Genomic DNA, 18,900 nt, shown 5'->3' on the forward strand with positions numbered 1-18,900 from the left:
TTGCAGGCAAAATCCGACAACGTGGGATGCAGGCCCCCGCCAGGGGCAGCGCGGGAGCAAAATCTGCTACGCCTCGCGCTTCCGAAAGCCGATCGGTGCTGTTAGCGTCGAATTGCGGCGCCGCTGAAGGGCCGTTTACCCGGCCAACCCTAAACGTCCGGGATAACTTAGGGATACTTGGGGAGGAGACCGAAGAATGTTTTCGCATGTCATGATCGGCACCAACGACCTGGAAAAGGCCAAGACGTTTTATGACGCGCTGCTCGGCACGCTCGACGTCCGGCCCGCCAAGGTGGACCGCCACCGTATTTTCTACTTCACCAAAACAGGCACGTTTTCGGTGTCGAAGCCGATCAACGGCGAGCCCGCGACCTGTGCCAATGGCGGCACTATCGGCTTTGCCGCCAACTCGCCCGAGCAGGCCGACGCCTGGCACGCGGCCGGTGTCGCCCATGGCGCGACGCCTTGCGAGGATCCGCCCGGCGTGCGCGAAGGTCCCGCGGGCAAACTCTATCTCGCCTACCTGCGCGATCCCGACGGCAACAAGATCTGCGCGATGCACCGGATGGTGTGAGAAGAGAATCGTGGAGTCGTAGGGTGGGTCAGGCGGATGCCGTAACCCACCTCTTCTCTGCCCGCGCAAAAAAAGGTGGGTTACGCTTCGCTAACCCACCCTTGTAATAGCGCAATCAGTTATCGTCGGCTTGTTCCGTGAGGAATGGCCTGCCGCGGTTTGCACCCCGCGGCAGGCCGCTGGCGATCGGATCGAACCCACCCAGAGCAGTTTGTGGCTGCCCCGTAGCTTGATCGCGTCAGCACCTTCATCGGACCCGGATGGTTGCCGGAACAACTTGGTTCGCTTCACAAGGCAGGGTCGAGGAAGATGACAAAGTCTAACATAACGACGGCTGGAATCGATACGTCCAAAGCTAAACTCGATATCGCGGTTCACGACCGGGCCGAACGTTGGCAGGTCACCAACGATTTAGCTGGCTGGCGGTCCCTTGTGGCTAGCCTCGCCAAGTCCGGCGTGACGCGTGTCGGCATCGAAGCGACGGGCGGCTATGAACGCGGCGTGGTAGAGCATCTGCGGGCGGCAGGCTTTATCGTGCTGTTGCTGCAGCCACTACAGGTCAAAGCCTTCGGCCGGGTACATTTGCGCCGTGCCAAGAATGATGCACTCGACGCGATATTGATCGCAGCCTGCGCTGCAGCGGTTGATCCACCGGAGATCGCACCGGATCCGCGGTTGACGGAATTGGCCGATTATCTGACCTTCCTCGAGCAGATCGAGGAAGACATCAAGCGGTTCAAGAACCGGCTCGAGCACATTGACGAGCCTGCGCTGCGGCGCATCGTCAACAGCGATATAGCCCGGCTGAAAGCACGCAAGGCGGCGCAGATACGCGACATTGCCAAGCGTCTTCGCGGCCACGGCGATCTGGCCAAGCGGCTAAAGCTGGTGCTGAGCATTCCAGGTATCGGCGAACGCACAGCGCTGGCGATCGTCATCCGCATGCCCGAGCTCGGTTGCGTCAGCCGTGAAGAAGCCGCAGCCTTGGCCGGGCTGGCTCCGTTCGCCGCCGATAGCGGACAGCACAGAGGTCAGCGCAAAATCGCTGGAGGCCGCAGCCGGCTGCGGCGCTCACTGTTTGCCGCAGCCCTCCCGGCGGCCTTCCGATGGAACAAGGCTCTGGTTGCCCTCTATGGCCGCCTCACTGCAAAGGGCAAAGCCCACAACGCAGCGCTAATCGCCTGCGCGCGAAAGCTCCTCATCTACGCAAATACCGTCGTCCAGCGCGGCACCCCGTGGACTGAAAATGCCGCTTAGCTTTAATGGTTGCTACAGACCACGGATAGTTCCCGGCAATCTGCAAGCTTTCGCAAATTTAATGCTGCGCAAAACACATCCAGATCTGCTGCCCCGCGTTAAACACCATATCTTGAAATCAATTGATTTGGGACGGAGACGATGAGGCGCGGATTAACGGTTCTGGCGTGCCTGTGCACCGTGGTCGGCGCGCAATACTTTGCCATCAGCAAATGGGGTATTCGGCACGAGTCCATTGACCTGTTCGACGCGGCGCGACAGCGGCCGGTCTCGGTCGATGTCGCCGTGCGCCGGGATTACGAGTGGAAGGCCGATGCCGGCTACTGGAAGCTTCCGGTCGCCATCATCTCGAACGGCAACACCGTCAAGAACACCGAGTATTCGTTTCTGGCCAACGTGTTCGCGGCCCGCGGCTACATGGTCGTCAGCATCCAGCAGGATAACCCAGGCGATCCGCCGCTGGTGACCAAGGTGGGCCAGCCCTATGTCGGCCGGCTCGACGTCTACAAGAAGGGTGAAGCCAACATCCTGTTTGCGATCGATCAGCTCAAGAAGCGCGATCCGAACGCGAATTACGATCAGCTGACGCTGGTCGGCCACTCGAACGGCGGCGACACCGCGATGTATTTTGCCAAGCAGCATCCGGACCTGACGGCCAAGGTCGTCACGCTGGACAATCTGCGCGTGCCCTTCGTGCTCAACGACAGGATGAAGATCTTGTCGTTCCGCTCGGATGATCCGCACTTCCAGACCGATCCCGGCGTGCTGCCGACGCCCGCGCAGGCCAAGGCTGACGGCATCGACATCGTACACACCAAATATCAGCACACCTGGATGAGCGATCGTGGCCCGGAGAACGCCAAGGAAGCGATCCAGTCCGCGCTCGACGCGTTCCTCGGCGACAGCACGGTCAGCGATCTCCGGCCGGTCGATACCAGCAACCTGATCGGCTTCAACAAGGGAATGCCGCTGCCGTAGTTCGGCGGTGGAATTGCTACTCACCCGAAGAATCGTAGGGTGGGTTAGCCGAAGGCGTAACCCACCTCTTCTCTTTCCAACATCTCACGACAAAATGGTGGGTTACGCTGCGCTAACCCACCCTACGCTGCTGTTCTTCGAACGCTCAGGCCGCTTTCTTCGATGGCGCGTCGCCGTCGAGAAAGCCGGTCAGACGGCTGCGGATCAGTTGCTCCGCTTCCGTCATGATGCGATCGATCAGTTCCTTGACGGTTGGAATGTCATGGATCAATCCGGCGACCATGCCGCAGCTCCAGGCACCGGCATCCATCTGGCCGTCGATCATGACCTTCGGATAGACGCCCGCGACCTGGTCGTGAATGTCGTCGATCTTCAGCTTGGCGCCCTTTTCGCGCTCGATCTCGAGCAAATGGTCGACGGCGGGGTTCTTCAACACCCGTTCGGTATTGCGGATCGCGCGCATGATCAACCGCGTGTCGAGCTCGGACGCCGCCACCAGCGCCTTCTTGACGTTGTCGTGGATCGGCGCCTCCTTGGTGGCCATGAAGCGCGTGCCCATGTTCATGCCCTGCGCACCCATCGCAAGTGCCGCGACCAGGCTGCGTGCATCGGCCATGCCGCCCGACGCCACGAACGGGATCTTCAATTCATCCGCGGCGCGCGGCAGCAGGATCATGTTCGGGATGTCGTCTTCGCCGGGGTGACCGCCGCATTCGAAACCGTCGACGCTGACGGCGTCACAGCCGATCTGCTCGGCCTTGAGCGAGTGACGGACCGAGGTGCATTTGTGAATGACCTTGATGCCGGCAGCCTTCAGCGCCGGCATGTACTGCTCGGGGCTGCGGCCGGCGGTTTCGACCGCCTTGATCCCGCCCTCCTTGATCGCGGCGATATATTCCGGATAGGGCGGCGTGGTGAACGCGGGCAGAAAGGTCAGGTTCACGCCGAACGGCTTGTCGGTCATGTCGTGACACTTGGCAATTTCCTTGGCGAGCAATTCGGGGGTGCGCTGCGTCAACCCGGTGATGATGCCGAGGCCGCCGGCATTGGCGACCGCGGCGGCGAGCTCGGCGAAGCCGACATAGTGCATTCCACCCTGAATGATCGGATGCTTGATGTTGAACAATTCGGTGATGGCCGTCTTCATCAAAAATCTCTCCCGTTGCAGTTTCTGTTGTCAGCATCGCTTCACAGCCGACCCTTCATGCGCCAGCCGGTCGGCGAGGGCCAGGTTCCGCGCACGGCGCGGGCGATGTTTTTTGGATCGTTCCCGATGCGTTCAGCGGCCGTCCGGAAGCCTCGTTTGACCGGGATCGGCAGTGATATTCCCCCAGGAGAAAAATGCGCCGCGGCGCAAGCTTGTACAAGCCCCTCCCCGGCGTCTACATTGCGGCCAACGAGCCAAGCGCGCGCCCGCAGACAAACGATCTGCGCAAATGGGAGGAATAATCCATGAAACACGCCTATATCCCGCGAACCACGACCTACAACCTCAATCCCGGCGAGGAACTGAACGATCTGCGCATGTCGGAGGAGGTTCGTCCGCTGTACGAACACGTCAAGAAATTCATCCGCGAAACCGTCGACCCGATGTCGGTCGAATTCATCAAGCTCGGCGAAGGCAAGAAGGACCGCTGGAGCTTTACGCCGGAGCAGCTTGCGGTGCTGCAGAAGGCCAAGGACAAGGCGAAGGAAGTAGGCCTCTGGAACTTCTTCCTGCCCGACGACGAGACCGGCCAGGGCCTGAAAAACCTCGACTACGCCTATATCGCGGTCGAGCTTGCGAAGAATCCAATGGCCTCCGAGACCATGAACTGCTCGGCACCCGATACCGGCAACATGGAAGTGCTAGAGCGCGTCGGCACCAAGGCGCAGAAGGAGGAGTGGCTGAAGCCGCTGTTGGCCGGCGAGATCCGCTCGGCCTACGCGATGACCGAACCCAATGTCGCCTCGTCGGATGCCAAGAACATTTCGACCTCGGCAAAACTGGTCGGCGATGAGTGGGTCATCAACGGCGAGAAGTATTACATCTCCGGCGCCGGCGACCCGCGCTGCAAGATCATGATCGTGATGGTGAAGACCAACCCGGACGCGCCGCCGAGCAAGCAGCAGTCGCAGATCCTGGTGCCGATCGACACCCCCGGCGTCGAGATTTTGGGCCCGATGCACGTGTTCGGCCACGACCACGCGCCGCGCGGCCACATGCACCTGCGCTTCAACAATTGCCGGGTGCCGAAGGAAAACATGCTGCTCGGCGAAGGCCGCGGCTTTGAAATCTCGCAGGTCCGGCTCGGACCGGGCCGCATCCATCACTGCATGCGCACCATCGGCAAGGCGGAGAAGGCGCTCGACCTGATGGTGTCGCGCGGCCTCACCCGCGAAGCCTTCGGCAAGAAGATCGCCCATCTCGGCGGCAACCTGCAGATCATCGCGCAGGCGCGCTGCGAGATCGAGGCGATGCGGTTGATGGTGCTGAAGGCGGCGAAGGCCATGGACGTGCTCGGCAACAAGGAAGCGCGGATCTGGGTCAGCATGGTCAAGGCCATGGTGCCGGAACGCACCTGCAAGATCATCGACCAGGCGATCCAGATGCACGGCGCCACCGGCATTTCGCAATGGAGCCCGCTCGGCGAGATGTACCAGGACGTCCGCCATCTGCGCTTCGCCGACGGTCCGGATGAAGTGCACTGGATGGTGGTCGGCCGCCATGAACTGAGCATGCCGTAGGCTCAACATTCGTCATGCCCGGCCTTGTGCCGGGCATCCACGTCTTTTGTCCCCGCAAGCAAGACGTGGATGGCCGGGACGTAGGCGGAAGTGTGCCGACCACCCGACGCGGAGCCCCCCATGCAATACACTCCGTCCGATCTAAAGCCCCGCGAGCGCTACAAGATGCTGGCGTCGTTCGTGCTGCCGCGGCCGATCGCGTGGGTGACGACGACGGGTCCGACCGGCGTGGTCAACGCGGCGCCGTTCAGTTTCTTCAACGTGTTCTGCGAGGATCCGCCGCTCTGCATGTTCGCCGCCAACCGGCGCACCGACGGCCGCGCCAAGGACACGCAGATCAACATCGAACGAACAGGCGAATTCGTGGTCAACATGACCGACGAGCCGCTGGCGCACGCGATGCACGAAAGCAGCGGCGACTTTCCCCCTGACATCGGCGAGCCGGATTATCTCAATCTGAAACTGGCGCCCTCGACCAGGATCGCGGTGCCGCGGCTCGCCGACGCGCCGTTTGCGATGGAGTGCAAGACCTGGAAGACCATCGACGTCAACGGCGACCGCATTCTGATCATGGGCGAAGGCATCCAGTTCCACATCCGCGACGACCTGTGGGACCACGACGCCATGCGCGTGCACATGGAACGCTATCACCCGATCGGCCGCATGTTCGCCGACCGCTATTGCCGCACCGACGACCGCGTGGTGTTTCCGCCGGCCGCGGGCGCGAATAAGGCCCCGGCTTGAACCCGCGGGAACAGGAGCCATCATGAGCAGCGATTTCCGTGACAACGAGGAACGCCACCGGTTCGAACTGGATGTCGAGGGATCGACCGCCTTCGTCAGCTACCGGAAAACCCCGGATACGATCACGCTGGTTCATACCGTGGTGCCGCCGGAGCTCGGCGGCAAGGGCGTCGGCTCCAGACTCGCCCGCGCCACGCTCGACGCGGTGCGGGCGCAGGGGCGCAAGCTCATCGTCGAATGCGAGTTCATCCGCGGCTACATGTCGAAGCACCCCGAAGATAACGACCTGCTGGCCTAGCGCTACGGGATGGGTTGAACCAGGCGAAACAATCCTACATCAAACCGCCCCCGGCCGGTGCGCGCGCAGGAATGAGCGGATCTGGCGCACCGCGAGCGGAATTCGCTCCTTCGGCTCCTTCCACGGAAACAGGCTGACTTCCGCGTTCGGCGCCAGCATCGCGGTCTCCATCGCGACGTCATAGGGATGCGCCGGGACGTCATCGGGCAGAACCAGCACCGGCGTGTGGCAGTTGCGGACGAAATCCCGAGTCACGGTGAAGACGAAGTCGGGATCGTTGCGGTACATTTTGGTCAGGAATTTTTCGGCCTGCTCCATCGTCAGATCAGGCCGTTGCGCAATCAACTGCGGCGCCCAGCCCTTGATGTTGTTCTGGTAGAACAGGTCGCGCATTTCGGGACGCGAGCCCGAAGGCTGCACCAGCACGCCGGCGACAACGCGGTCCGGCGCCCGCTTGAGCAGATTCCAGATCAGCGGGCCGCCGATGCAGAAACCCAGCACCATGAACTTGTCGATGCCGAGGTGATCCATCAGCGCCAATTGGTCGTCAGTATGGGAGTCCCAGGGCCGGTCGATCTCGAGCGGGCCGGTCGATTTGCCGGGAGGCGCGTTGCGCAGGTCGAAGGCGACGCAGCGGTGCTCGGCCTTGAACTCCGCCATGGCGTTGAACGGCGGATAGGCGCCGATGATGCCGTCAATGGTCGAGTTCAACCCTCCGCCCGCGATCAGCAGCAGCGGGAAGCCGGACCCGGCCTCCAGATAGTGAATGCGAACGGCGCCGTTTTCGAAAAAGCCCATAGCGGATTCTTCCCTGCTTGTTTTTGTTTTTCGGGGCTCCGACTTGTAGTCCCCGTGGAGCGCCCCCACCCCAGCCCTCCCCCGCAAGCGGGAGAGGGAGCAGAGCACGTCACTTGGCAAACACCTTAGTCGACAAGACAGACGTTGGCCAACAAGACGGTCGTTGTTGAAACCATCTCGTTCGGCGAATGCCGAAGCTCCCCCTCTCCCGCTTGCGGGGGAGGGTTGGGGTGGGGGTGCCTCTGCGCATTCGGACTCGCGGAGAGTCCCCCTCACCCGAAGCCTTCGCGCCGTAGCCGAGGCTTCGCCTCGGCGTCTTCAAGTACGGCCGCCGAAGGCGGCCTATGCTCTCACCGCAAGCGGGGCGAGGTAAGAAAGCCCGTTCACGCCTTGGCGGCGGCGGGCTCTAACTTGTCCTGCGTCTTGGTGTCGAAATCGGACGCATCATGGCGCTCGTGCAACTGGCTGGCGGGATCGCCGAACGGGCGGTTGACCATGCGGCCGCGCTGCACCGCCGGGCGTTTGGCAATCGCGTCGGTCCAGCGCTGCACGTTCTTGTAGTCGTCGACGGAAAGAAATTCGCCGGCGCCATACAGCAGACCCTTGGCGAGACTGCCGTACCAGGGCCAGGTCGCCATGTCCGCGATGGTGTATTCGTTGCCTGCGAGATATTCGTGATCGGCGAAATGGCGGTCGAGCACGTCGAGCTGACGCTTCACCTCCATGGCGTAGCGGTCGATCGCGTATTCGATCTTGGTCGGCGCGTAGGCATAGAAATGACCAAAGCCGCCGCCGAGAAACGGCGCGCTGCCCATCTGCCAGAACAGCCACGACAGGCATTCGGCACGGGCCTGGCCGCTGGTCGGCAGGAACGCGCCGAATTTTTCGGCAAGATGCACCAGGATGGCGCCGGACTCGAACAGCCGGATCGGCGTCGGTCCGCTGCGGTCCATCAGCGCCGGGATCTTCGAGTTCGGATTGACCGACACGAACCCGCTGCCGAACTGGTTGCCGTCGATCCGGATCAGCCAGGCATCGTATTCGGCGCCGCTAAAGCCCGCCGCCAGCAGCTCCTCGAACATCACGGTGACCTTGACGCCGTTCGGCGTCGCCAGCGAATAGAGCTGGAACGGATGCTTGCCGACCGGCAGCTCCTTGTCATGCGTGGGACCTGCGATCGGGCGGTTGATGCTGGCGAAGCGGCCGCCGCTCCCCTTGTTCCAGGTCCAGACTTTGGGCGGAGTATACTCGGACGGGTCGGTGACGGGGGCGTCGGTCATTGTTTTTGGCTCCAGGCTCTTTCGGCCGTGTCTGGGAATAGACGATCCTGCCGCAAGGCGGAATTATGTTGCGTGTGCGGGGCGCACAAGAGGGAGGCACCGTCGCCGGACAAATCGTTGTGGCGGCCGGCGCAGTCTCCATGTTACGGTTTCGTCCAAGCACCGCAACAAAAACAATAAAGCGGGCAAACATCAGGGGAGAGATGCACCATGCTGCGAGGCAAGTGGTTAGCCGTGTTCTCTGGAATCGTGATGGCGATCGCAAGCTGCGGTCATGCCAGCGCCCAAGCCACCATCAAGGTCGCCTACACCGACCCGCTTTCAGGACCTTTCGCCCAGGTCGGCGACGCCAACCTGAAGCAGATGCAATACATCATCGACTACATCAATTCGAAGGGCGGCGCGCTCGGCAAGAAGTTCGAGCTGGTGCCGTTCGACAACAAGTCGCAGCCTTCGGACGCGCTGATCGCGCTGAAGAGCGCCACCGACCAGAACATGCCCTTCATCATGCAGTGCAGCGGCTCCAACATCGCCGCCGCCCTGATCGATGCGACCAACAAGCACAACGAGCGCAACCCCGATAACCGCATCATCTACCTGAACTGCGGTGCGGTGGCGCCGGAGCTCACCAACGAGCAGTGCAGCTTCTGGCATTTCCGCTTCGACCTGCACGCCGGCATGAAGGCCGAGGTGATGGTCCGCGCGTTGCCGAAGGACACCACCAAGGTCTACCTGATCAACCAGGATTACCTGTTCGGACAATCGGTGCAGCGCGAGGTGAAGAACTACCTCACCAAGCTCAGACCCGACGTCCAGGTCGTCGGTGACGAACTGATCCCGCTCGGCAAGATCAAGGACTTCTCGCCCTACATCACCAAGATCAAGGCCTCGGGCGCGCAGGCGCTGCTGACCGGCAACTGGGGCCCGGACATGAACCTCCTGATCAAGGCCGGCGTCGATGCCGGCGCCGACCTGCACTACTACACCTTCTATGCGCATCTTGCCGGCGGCCCGACCGCGATCGGCGCCGGCGGTGACAACCGCGTGCTGGCGGTGATGTCGTTCGGCGAAAACGTGGCGCCCGCCATCGGCAACAAGGAAGCCGAAGCCTTTGCCGAAGGTTTTCGCGAAAAGCACAAGTTCGACTTCTCCGCCGCCGGCTTCCGCACCATCTTCGAATACCTGCAGGCGGCCGTGAACAAGGCGGGCTCGGTCGATGCGACCAAGATCGCAACCGCGATGGAAGACCTGTCGCTCAAGGACTTCCTCGGCTTCGATACCAAGATGCGCAAGGATGATCACCAGATCATCAGCGAGTACTTCGTCGGTACCTTCAAGAAGGGCGTGAAATACGACGCCGAAGGCACCGGCCTCGGCTGGGAGAACACGGCGACCATCCTCGCCAAGGATATCGACCAGCCCAACACCTGCAAGATGAAGCGCCCGAGCGGAGCCTGACCGACATACCAGCCGCCCGCTTCCATGATGGAAGCGGGCGTCGCGCTTTGCGGGTGGGCCCTGTGTGATGGAAGTCTTTGTCGTCTCGCTTTTGAATGGCCTCGTTTACGGCATGCTGTTGTTCATGCTCGCGAGCGGGCTGACGCTCATCCTCAGCATGATGGGCGTGCTCAACTTCGCGCATGCCAGCGCCTACATGCTCGGCGCGTATTTCGCCTACACGATCAGCGTCTATATCGGCTTCTGGCCGGCGCTGGTCATCGCCCCCCTGCTCTGCGGACTGATCGGCGCCGGCATCGAAATGTTCGGGCTGCGGCGCGTCCACCGCAACGGCCACATCGCCGAACTGCTGTTCACCTTCGGTCTCGCGCTGCTGATTGAAAAGGGCGTGCAGATGACCTGGGGCCTGCTGCCGGTGCCCTACCGGGTGCCGGAGCTGCTGGATTTCCCGCTGTTCAGGGTCTACGGCACGCAATTCCCGGCCTACCGCGCCTTTATGTTGGTGATATCCGCGCTGATGTTCGGCGCGATCTGGCTCGGGCTGACACGTACGCGCATTGGCCTCGTGATCCAGGCCGCCCTCACCCATCCCGACATGGCCTCGGCGCTGGGCCATAACGTGCCGCGCATCTTTACCCTCGTCTTTGCCGCCGGCACGGCGCTGGCCGGCCTCGCCGGCGTGATCGGCGGCAACTACCAGGTCACGGAGCCTGCGATGGCCTTTACGATGGGGCCAATCGTGTTCGTCGTGGTGGTGTTCGGCGGGCTCGGTTCGCTGGCCGGCTGCTTTATCGCCTCAATATTGATGGGGCTGATCCAGACCTTTGCCGTCGTGTTCGACGTCTCGCTGGCGGATTTGCTGGCCAAGTTTGGATACACGGTGACGTCGAGCACGCCGTTCGCCGAGGTCCTCAACGTGACCCTGCCGCGGGTCGGCGCGCTGTTGCCGTTCCTGATGATGGTGCTGATCCTGGTGTTCCGGCCGCGTGGACTGATGGGGACGCGCGATACATGACCATGCTGCGCCGCCATTGGCCTTCATATCTTCCCTGGATTCTCGCCTTCGTCATCCTGCTCGCGATCCCGTTCCTGTTCTACGACTGGGGCAAGGGCCGTCATTCCGGCTTCGTGCTGACCCTGATGAGCGAGATCGGCGTGATGGCGATCTTCGCGCTGTCCTACAACATGCTGATGGGCCAGGCCGGCCTGCTGTCGTTCGGACACGCCGTGCTGCTCGGGATGGGCGCCTACTGTGCCGCGCATGTCGTCCTTCTCGTCAAGGCGGGCACGATCTGGCTGCCGACCGAACTGGTGCCGCTGGCCGGCGGGCTCGGCGGGCTGTTCTTCGGCTTCGTGTTCGGCTGGCTGGTGACCAAGCAGCGCGCCACGGCGTTCGCGATGATCACGATGGGGCTCGGCGAACTGGTCTCGGCCGCGGCGCTGATGTTCATGGGATTCTTTGGCGGCGAAGGCGGCATCAGCGTCGACCGCGTGATGGACACCAGCCTGTTCGGCCTCAGTTACTCCTCGCCGTGGCAGGTTTACTGCCTGGTGCTGGTCTGGGCCTTCATCGCCGCCGTGCTGATGAAGCTGCAAACCCAGACCCCGCTCGGCAGCATCGCCAACGCCACCCGCGACAATTTCGAGCGCGCCCAGTTCGTCGGCTACGATCCGCGGATGGTGCGGCTCTATCAATTCGCGCTATCCGGCTTCTTCGCCGGCATCGGCGGCGGGCTCTATGTGCTGATCTACGAGATCGTCACCTTCGATACGGTGTCGGCGGGGAAATCCGCCAACGCGCTGCTCGCGGTCTATATCGGCGGCGCCGGCGGCTTCTTCGGACCGATCCTCGGCACCATCGTGGTGGTGCTGCTGCAGAGCGGCGTCAGCCTGCTCAGCAATGCCTGGCTGCTCTATGTCGGCATTCTCTTCATCGTCATGGTGATGTACGCGCCGGGCGGGCTGATCGGGCTGATCTTCATGCACATGCCGATCTGGCGCGCCGGGCGGATGCGCGAGCTGCTGCTGCCCTATGCGCGGGCGTTTCCCGCGGCGCTCCTGGTCATGCTGGGCTTCGTGCTGCTGGTGGAGCTCGCCTCCTTCACCACCATCGGCGCCGCGCAGGGCAAGAAATTCTCGATCGGCGGCCACCTCATCGACACCACGGCGCCGCTACCCTGGGTGATCGCGCTCGCAGCGCTGGTGCTCGGCACGCTATGGCTGCGCCGCGAAGCCCGCGGTTTCCGCAAGCGCTGGGACGCCGTGACCGAAGATATCAAGCTACGGGGGGCGATGTCGTGAGCACAATTGCCCTCCAGGCGCCTGCCATCGAACTGCGCGACGTCTGCAAGCGTTTCGGGCGAACCGAAATCATCCGCGGCGTCAACCTCTCGATTTCGCGCGGCGAACGTCATGCCATCATCGGTCCCAACGGCGCCGGCAAGACCACGCTGTTCAACCTGATCTCGGGACGCTTTCCGATCAGCTCCGGTTCGATCACGGTCGACGGCAAGTCGACCGCCAATCTGGCGCCGCAGGAAATCAACCGGCTCGGCCTGTCGCGCAGCTTTCAGATCACCTCGATCTTCCCGCGCATGACCGTGTTCGAGAACATCCGCTGCGGCCTGTTGTGGTCGCAAGGCTATCGCTACTCGTTCTGGAACCTGTTGGGCCGGCAGAAGGCGCTGAACGAAGCCGCCGACCAATTGCTCGAACGGCTCAAGCTTTCCGACCGGCGCAACCTTCAGGCCGGGCTGTTGTCCTATGCCGAGCAGCGCGCGCTGGAGATCGGCATCACCATCGCCGGCGGGGCCGAAATCATCCTGCTGGACGAGCCGACCGCCGGCATGAGCCACAGCGAGACCGACAGCGCCGTCGCGCTGATCCGCAGCGTTTCGGAAGGCAAGACGCTGATCATGGTCGAGCACGACATGAGCGTGGTGTTCGGCCTCGCCGACCGCATCACGGTGCTGGTTTACGGCGAAGTGATCGCGTCCGACGCGCCGGCCGCCATCCGCGGCAATGCCGCCGTGCAGGAAGCCTATCTCGGGACGGTGGCGGCATGATGCTCGAGGTCCGCGATCTCCACGCCTATTACGGCAAGAGCCACATCCTGCAAGGCGTCGACCTCTCCGTCGATCAGGGCGAGATCGTCAGCCTGCTCGGCCGCAACGGGGTCGGCCGCTCGACCGCCTGCAAGACCATCATGGGGCTGCTGCCGCCGGTCGGAAGTGTTGCCTTCAAGGGCCGCTCGATCGCGGGGCTCAGGCCCGACCAGATCGCCCATCTCGGGATCGGCTACGTGCCCGAAGACCGCCAGGTGTTTCCCGGCCTCACCGTGAAACAGAACCTCGAGCTCGGGATGAAGCGCGCCGGCGTCGAAGGGCGCTGGAAGTTCGCCGACGTGTTCGCGCTGTTTCCCAACCTCGCCGCGCGCCAGGACAATCCCGCCGGCGTGCTGTCGGGCGGCGAGCAGCAAATGTTGACGATGTGCCGTACCCTGATGGGCGACCCTGATCTGGTCATCATCGACGAGCCGACCGAGGGCCTCGCGCCCAAACTGGTCGAGCAGGTCGGCACCCTGCTGGACGAAATCGCCAAGCGCGGCACGGCGATTCTTTTGGTGGAGCAGAAGCTCACCATCGCGCTACGGATTTCCCGCCGCCTCTACGTCATGGGCCACGGCCGCATCGTGTTCGAGGGCACGCCGGCGGCGCTCGCCGCCAACGCCGGCGTGCGCAAGGAGTGGCTGGAGGTTTAGGCCTCGTGTCCCGGACGCGGTGCAGCGTGTAACGCTGCTCCGCAGCGCCGGGACCCACCGCCGTAGTATGTGGACCCCGGATCAGCAGCGCACCACGCCGTAAGCACGGCGCGCTGCGCAGCATCCGGGGAACAGCGTCCCTGCGGCATTTACTCACCGTCATTGCGAGGAGCGAAGCGACGAAGCAATCCATTCTTTCTTGGCGCGGCCAGATGGATTGCTTCGCTTCGCTCGCAATGACGGCGGCGGTTACGACGCTGCGCGTTTTTTCTGTTCCGCCGCCGCCATCACGAACCCCTCATAGCCCTTCGCCGCGACGTCGTTGCAGATCTGCCGGTACGGCCCGACGCCGCCGATATAGGGCATGAAGATCCGGGGCTTGCCGGGGACGTTGGCGCCCATGTACCAGGAATTGGCTTGCGGATAGAGGGTGGCGTAGGCGACCTCGTTGACATGGGCCACCCATTTGTCCTCCGCGTCGACTGCGGCTTCCATGGTGTCGAGGCCGCGGTCGCGCATATAGGAGATGCAATCGGCGATCCAGTCGACATGCTGCTCGATCGAAACGATCATGTTCGACAGCACCGACGGACTGCCCGGTCCGGTGATGACAAAGAGGTTGGGAAAGCCTGAACTCATCAGGCCGAGATAGGTGCGCGGACCCGCGGCCCATTTGTCGTTCAGCGTCTGGCCGCCGCGGCCGTGAATGTCGATCTTGGCCACGGAACCCGTCATGGCGTCGAAGCCGGTGGCAAGAACCAGCGCATCGACCTCGTAGTCCTTAGCCCCGGTGCGCACCGCGTTTTCGGTGATTTCCTCGATCGGGTTCGACTTGATGTCGACCAGGGTAACGTTCGCCCGGTTGAAGGTCTTGAAATAATCGGTATCGATGCAGATGCGCTTGGAGCCGATCGGATGGTTGTTCGGCTGCAGCAGTTTTGCAGTCTGGGGATCCTCGACGATCTCGGCGATCTTCTCGCGGACAAAATTGGCGGCGGTGTCGTTGGCCGCCTGCTCCAGCGCGAGGTTGTTGTAGACCGACATGAAGGTGAGCCCGCCGCTGGTCCAGCGCGCCTCGTATTTCGCGCGGCGTTCGTTGTCGCCATCGTCGAGTGCGCCGCGGTCGGGCATTTCGGTATAGATGCCGTTGCGTGCGATCTCGCGCGCGAACTGCCGGATTTCCGGATAGCGCGAGCGAAACGATTGCCGCTCCTGTTCGGTGAGCTCGGCATTGCGGGCGGGAATCGAGAAATTCGCGGTGCGCTGAAACACGGTCAACTGGCTCGCCTGCTCGGCGATGATGGGCACCGACTGGATCGCCGACGACCCGGTTCCGATCACGCCGACGCGCAGGCCGGTGAAGGCGACCTCCTCGTGCGGCCAGTGCCCGGTGTGATAGACCTTGCCCTTGAAGCCATCGAGCCCCCTGATGTCGGGCATTTTTGCGTTCGACAGGCAGCCGGTGGCGAGCACGAAAAACTTGGCCATCACGGTATTGCCGTCGGACGTCGCGACCGACCAGAGATTCGCCGCCTCGTCGAACACGGCCCGCTCGACCCTGGTATTGAACTGGATGTCCGGCCGCAGATTGAAACGGTCGGCGACATGGTTGGCGTATTTCAGGATTTCGGGTTGCGGCGCGTAGCGCTCGCTCCAATCCCATTCCTGCTGCAGCTCTTCCGAGAACGAATAGGAATATTGCATGCTCTCGACGTCGCAGCGCGCACCGGGATAGCGGTTCCAGTACCAGGTGCCGCCGACGCCATCGCCCTGCTCATAGACCCGCGCCGTCATGCCCTGCTGGCGCAACCGGTGCAGCATGTACATGCCGGCAAAGCCCGCACCGACCACGACGACATCGTAGGACGTGGCGGGTTTGCCGGAGACGGATGGTGAGGCGGGCATGGATCTGGACTCCCAAGATTCTTGTTTATTTGCCTGACAGCATTCTATCCGCAGCGTGAAAGCGCAAGAGACAAATCGCCCCGTCTGGTTTGCATATTTTGCGGCGTGGAATGCGTAGAAATACCTGCCGGAAACCCGCTTGGCTTTCCCGCCCCCGATGCGCTAGCGTCGGCCGACACCGCACGTCAAAGTCAAGAATTGAGCGGCCGCCCAATGGCCGACAGGGAGCGAAACCGCTATGAAATCGCCGATCTGCGACATGCTGGGAATTGAGTTCCCGCTGCTGGCCTTCAGCCACTGCCGCGACGTGGTTGCAGCCGTCAGTCGCGCCGGCGGCTTTGGCGTGCTGGGCGCTACCGCGCACTCCCCGGAATCGCTCGAGCAGGAACTGAAATGGATCGACGATCATTGCGACGGCAAGCCCTACGGGCTCGACGTGCTGATCCCCGAGAACATTTCAACCGCCGGTGAAAAGGACGTCACCTGGAAGAGCCTGGAGGCGCGGATTTCGCCGCAGCATCGCGACTTCACTCGCGGGTTGCTGAAGAAATACGGCATCGAACTGACGACGGCCAACGTCGCCGACAACCAGCCGCAGCCGTTCGATGCGCAGCGCGCGCTGGAACTGCTGGATGTTTCATTCCAGCATCCGATCAAGCTGATCGCGAATGCGCTGGGCGTGCCGCCGAAGGCGATGATCGACAAGGGCAGGAAGCATAATGTCCCGGTCGCGGCTTTGGTCGGCGCCAAGGAACACGCGCTGCGCCAGGTCGCGGCCGGCGTCGACATTCTGGTGGTGCAGGGCACCGAGGCCGGCGGCCATTGCGGCGAGGTCTCGACCATGGTGCTGGTGCCCGAGGTGATCAAGGCGATCAAGCCGATCCGCGACGTGCCGGTGCTCGCCGCCGGCGGCATCATGACCGGACGCCAGATGGCGGCCTGCATGGCGATGGGCGCGGCCGGCGCCTGGACCGGCTCGGTCTGGCTCGCCACCGTCGAGTCCGAAACCACCGAAATCTTCCGCGAGAAGATGATCGCGGCCTCCTCCCGTGACGCCATTCGCTCCAAGGGCCGCACCGGCAAGCCCGCGCGGCAACTGCGCTCGGTGTGGACCGATGCCTGGGACCGTGGCCCCGACAGCCCCGGCGCACTGCCGATGCCGCTGCAAAGCATCATCAGCCGCGACGCCTTCAACTCGATCGACCGCGCCGCTGCCGCCGGCAATGCGCAGGCACGCGACCTCGTCAGTTATTTCGTCGGTCAGGGCGTCGGCCTGATCGACAGCGTGAAATCCGCCGGCGCCGTGGTGCAGGAATTCAAGGAAGATTTCGTCGACGCGGTCGAGCACATGAACGCGTTAATGGAGGAGTGATCCCCTCTCCCGTCATTGCCTGCAACAAACGCGAAGTGTTTGTGCAAGGGAGCGCAGCGACGAAGCAATCCATACTTTCTTTGCCGCGCCATGGATTGCTTCGCTTCGCTCGCAATGACGGATGAAAGAGCGGCGCCCGCGCAAAGAACCAATCGTCCAGAAAGCAAAGCAAGAAAAAATGTCAAAAACCTCCCTCCCCGAAGACCGCATTCCCGTCATCGTCGGCGTCGGCGAAATCGTCGACCGGCCGGCGGATATTGCCGCCGGCCTCGAACCGCTCACGCTGCTCGAACAGGCGGTGCGGCGCGCGGAAGCCGACAGTGGCGCCAAGCTGCTGGGCGAGCTCGGCTCGCTCGACGTCGTCAACTTCCTGAGCTGGCGCTACCGCGATCCCGAAAAACTACTGGCGGCGCGGCTTGGCGTCAGCCCCGCGCACAACTATTACGGCCCGGTCGGCGGCGAGAGCCCGATCCGCTACATCCATGAGGCGGCGCAGCGGATCGCGCGCGGCGAATGCAGCGTGGCCGCGGTCTGCGGCGCCGAAGCGCAATCGACCGCGACCAAGGCCGAGCGCGGCGGCATCACGCTGCCGTGGACGCCGTTCGCGAGCGACGTCGAGGAGCCGAAGCGCGGCGCGGTATTCCAGAAGCCGATGGCCGTAAAACTCGGCGTGTTCCGCCCGATCACGGTCTATCCGCTCTATGAGTCCGCCACGTCAGCGCATTGGGGCCAGACTCCACGTGAAGCGTTGGCGGAATCCGGGCGACTCTGGTCGACCTACTCGAAGGTGGCGTCGGAAAATCCGAACTCCTGGATGAAGAAGGCGCTCGCGCCGGACGAGATCACGACCGCGACGGCGGACAATCGCCTGATCGCCTGGCCCTATACCAAGCTGATGGTGGCCAATCCGACCGTCAACATGGGCGGCGCGGTGCTGCTGACCTCACTGGCCAAAGCCCGTGCGGCCGGCGTGCCCGAGGATCGCCTGATCTATGTCTGGGGTGGCGCCTCGGCGGAAGAGCCGCGCGACTATCTGGTGCGCGACCAGTTCTACGAAAGCCACCCGCAGAACGCGGTGCTGAAGGCGGTGATGGACCTGGTCGAGGGCGACGGCAAAAAGTTCGACGCGATCGAATTATATAGCTGCTTTCCCTGCGTGCCGAAGATGGCGCGGCGGACGCTGGGCCTCGGCCCCGACGTGCAGCCGACCGTGACCGGCGGGCTGACGTTCTTCGGCGCGCCGCTCAACACCTACATGACGCATGCGGCCTGCGCGATGGTGCGGAAGCTGCGTGACGGCGGCAAGCTCGGCCTGCTCTACGGCCAGGGCGGTTTCGTCACCAAGCATCACGGCCTGGTGCTGTCGCGCGAGGCGCCGAAAGCAGCGCTATCGCAGAACACCAGCGTGCAGACGGAGGCTGACCGAGCTAAGGGCGCGGTGCCGGAGTTCGTCACCGAAGCCTCGGGCAAGGGCAAGGCCGAAAGCTTTACCGTGATCTACAAGGGCAACGGCGAAGTCGAGCACGGCGTGGTGATGATGCGCACGGAGCAAGATGCCCGCGCGCTGGCTCGCGTCCCCGCCAATGACGCCGCGACGCTGGCGCATCTGTTGAATATGGACCGCACCCCGGTCGGCACGCTGGGCAATGTGGTGACGGCGGAAGACGGCGTGCTGGAATGGCGGGTGGGGTAGCAGCTTTTGCCGTCATGGCCGGGCTTGACCCGGCCATCCACGTCTTTGGCGCAACC

Annotated in this window: 17 protein-coding genes; 13 read left to right on the forward strand and 4 right to left on the reverse strand. The window is 63.1% G+C overall.

Annotation, left to right across the window (positions count from 1 at the left end):
• Positions 1-196: 196 nt before the first annotated feature.
• The 3 genes from BLR13_RS05895 (at position 197) to BLR13_RS05905 (ending at position 2,809) form a co-directional block, all read left to right on the forward strand.
• Entirely contained in the window at positions 197-574 is a 378-nt protein-coding gene (locus BLR13_RS05895; RefSeq protein ID WP_074826624.1) for a VOC family protein, read from the forward strand.
• Between the two features lie 309 nt (positions 575-883).
• Positions 884-1,831 (forward strand): IS110 family transposase, encoded by a 948-nt coding sequence (locus BLR13_RS05900; protein WP_074826621.1) that lies wholly within the window; start codon positions 884-886, stop codon positions 1,829-1,831.
• A gap of 141 nt (positions 1,832-1,972) precedes the next feature.
• Positions 1,973-2,809, forward strand: a complete 837-nt coding sequence (locus BLR13_RS05905) for an alpha/beta hydrolase (RefSeq protein ID WP_074826617.1) — start codon at positions 1,973-1,975, stop codon at positions 2,807-2,809.
• Between the two features lie 145 nt (positions 2,810-2,954).
• Here the strand turns inward: BLR13_RS05905 and BLR13_RS05910 are convergent, their stop codons facing one another.
• Positions 2,955-3,956, reverse strand: coding sequence for an NAD(P)H-dependent flavin oxidoreductase (locus BLR13_RS05910; RefSeq protein ID WP_074826613.1), 1,002 nt, complete (start codon positions 3,954-3,956; stop codon positions 2,955-2,957).
• Positions 3,957-4,261: 305 nt separating this feature from the next.
• On the opposite strand from BLR13_RS05910, the gene BLR13_RS05915 reads away from it, so the two are divergent.
• The 3 genes from BLR13_RS05915 (at position 4,262) to BLR13_RS05925 (ending at position 6,578) form a co-directional block, all read left to right on the forward strand.
• Positions 4,262-5,536 (forward strand): acyl-CoA dehydrogenase family protein, encoded by a 1,275-nt coding sequence (locus BLR13_RS05915; RefSeq protein ID WP_074826609.1) that lies wholly within the window; start codon positions 4,262-4,264, stop codon positions 5,534-5,536.
• A gap of 120 nt (positions 5,537-5,656) precedes the next feature.
• Positions 5,657-6,280: a flavin reductase family protein gene (locus tag BLR13_RS05920; protein WP_074826606.1), complete on the forward strand. Its 624-nt coding sequence runs from the start codon at positions 5,657-5,659 to the stop codon at positions 6,278-6,280.
• 22 nt (positions 6,281-6,302) lie between these two features.
• A complete protein-coding gene (locus BLR13_RS05925; RefSeq protein WP_074826604.1) occupies positions 6,303-6,578 on the forward strand; it encodes a GNAT family N-acetyltransferase in 276 nt (91 codons plus the stop codon).
• Between the two features lie 39 nt (positions 6,579-6,617).
• Here the strand turns inward: BLR13_RS05925 and BLR13_RS05930 are convergent, their stop codons facing one another.
• Positions 6,618-7,376 carry an alpha/beta fold hydrolase gene (locus BLR13_RS05930; RefSeq protein WP_074826602.1) on the reverse strand — a complete coding sequence of 253 codons (759 nt, stop codon included), beginning with the start codon at positions 7,374-7,376 and terminating at the stop codon, positions 6,618-6,620.
• Positions 7,377-7,759: 383 nt separating this feature from the next.
• Positions 7,760-8,656 (reverse strand): glutathione-dependent disulfide-bond oxidoreductase, encoded by an 897-nt coding sequence (gene yghU / locus BLR13_RS05935; protein WP_074826600.1) that lies wholly within the window; start codon positions 8,654-8,656, stop codon positions 7,760-7,762.
• 210 nt (positions 8,657-8,866) lie between these two features.
• Here yghU and BLR13_RS05940 point away from each other — a divergent pair, with 210 nt between their 5' ends.
• The 5 genes from BLR13_RS05940 (at position 8,867) to BLR13_RS05960 (ending at position 13,874) form a co-directional block, all read left to right on the forward strand.
• A complete protein-coding gene (locus BLR13_RS05940; protein ID WP_074826596.1) occupies positions 8,867-10,114 on the forward strand; it encodes a branched-chain amino acid ABC transporter substrate-binding protein in 1,248 nt (415 codons plus the stop codon).
• Between the two features lie 64 nt (positions 10,115-10,178).
• Positions 10,179-11,129 carry a branched-chain amino acid ABC transporter permease gene (locus BLR13_RS05945; protein WP_197679522.1) on the forward strand — a complete coding sequence of 317 codons (951 nt, stop codon included), beginning with the start codon at positions 10,179-10,181 and terminating at the stop codon, positions 11,127-11,129.
• Positions 11,126-12,415, forward strand: coding sequence for a branched-chain amino acid ABC transporter permease (locus BLR13_RS05950; RefSeq protein ID WP_074826591.1), 1,290 nt, complete (start codon positions 11,126-11,128; stop codon positions 12,413-12,415). The genes BLR13_RS05945 and BLR13_RS05950 overlap by 4 nt, the downstream gene beginning before the upstream one ends.
• Positions 12,412-13,179 carry an ABC transporter ATP-binding protein gene (locus tag BLR13_RS05955; RefSeq protein WP_244525104.1) on the forward strand — a complete coding sequence of 256 codons (768 nt, stop codon included), beginning with the start codon at positions 12,412-12,414 and terminating at the stop codon, positions 13,177-13,179. The genes BLR13_RS05950 and BLR13_RS05955 overlap by 4 nt, the downstream gene beginning before the upstream one ends.
• Complete coding sequence (locus BLR13_RS05960) at positions 13,179-13,874, forward strand: ABC transporter ATP-binding protein (protein WP_074831853.1); 696 nt, start codon at positions 13,179-13,181, stop codon at positions 13,872-13,874. Before BLR13_RS05955 ends, BLR13_RS05960 begins: the two co-directional genes overlap by 1 nt.
• Positions 13,875-14,123: 249 nt before the next feature.
• Here BLR13_RS05960 and BLR13_RS05965 read toward each other — a convergent pair whose 3' ends face one another.
• Entirely contained in the window at positions 14,124-15,779 is a 1,656-nt protein-coding gene (locus BLR13_RS05965; protein ID WP_074826588.1) for a flavin-containing monooxygenase, read from the reverse strand.
• A gap of 238 nt (positions 15,780-16,017) precedes the next feature.
• Between BLR13_RS05965 and BLR13_RS05970 the strand changes: the two genes are divergently transcribed.
• Together BLR13_RS05970 and BLR13_RS05975 are read left to right on the forward strand one after the other, a co-directional pair.
• Entirely contained in the window at positions 16,018-17,151 is a 1,134-nt protein-coding gene (locus BLR13_RS05970) for a nitronate monooxygenase (protein ID WP_074826587.1), read from the forward strand.
• A 178-nt stretch (positions 17,152-17,329) separates the two neighbouring features.
• Positions 17,330-18,844, forward strand: a complete 1,515-nt coding sequence (locus tag BLR13_RS05975) for an acetyl-CoA acetyltransferase (RefSeq protein WP_074831851.1) — start codon at positions 17,330-17,332, stop codon at positions 18,842-18,844.
• Positions 18,845-18,900 lie beyond the last annotated feature (56 nt).

The organism is Bradyrhizobium ottawaense (genome assembly GCF_900099825.1).
GTDB lineage: Bacteria > Pseudomonadota > Alphaproteobacteria > Rhizobiales > Xanthobacteraceae > Bradyrhizobium > Bradyrhizobium ottawaense_A.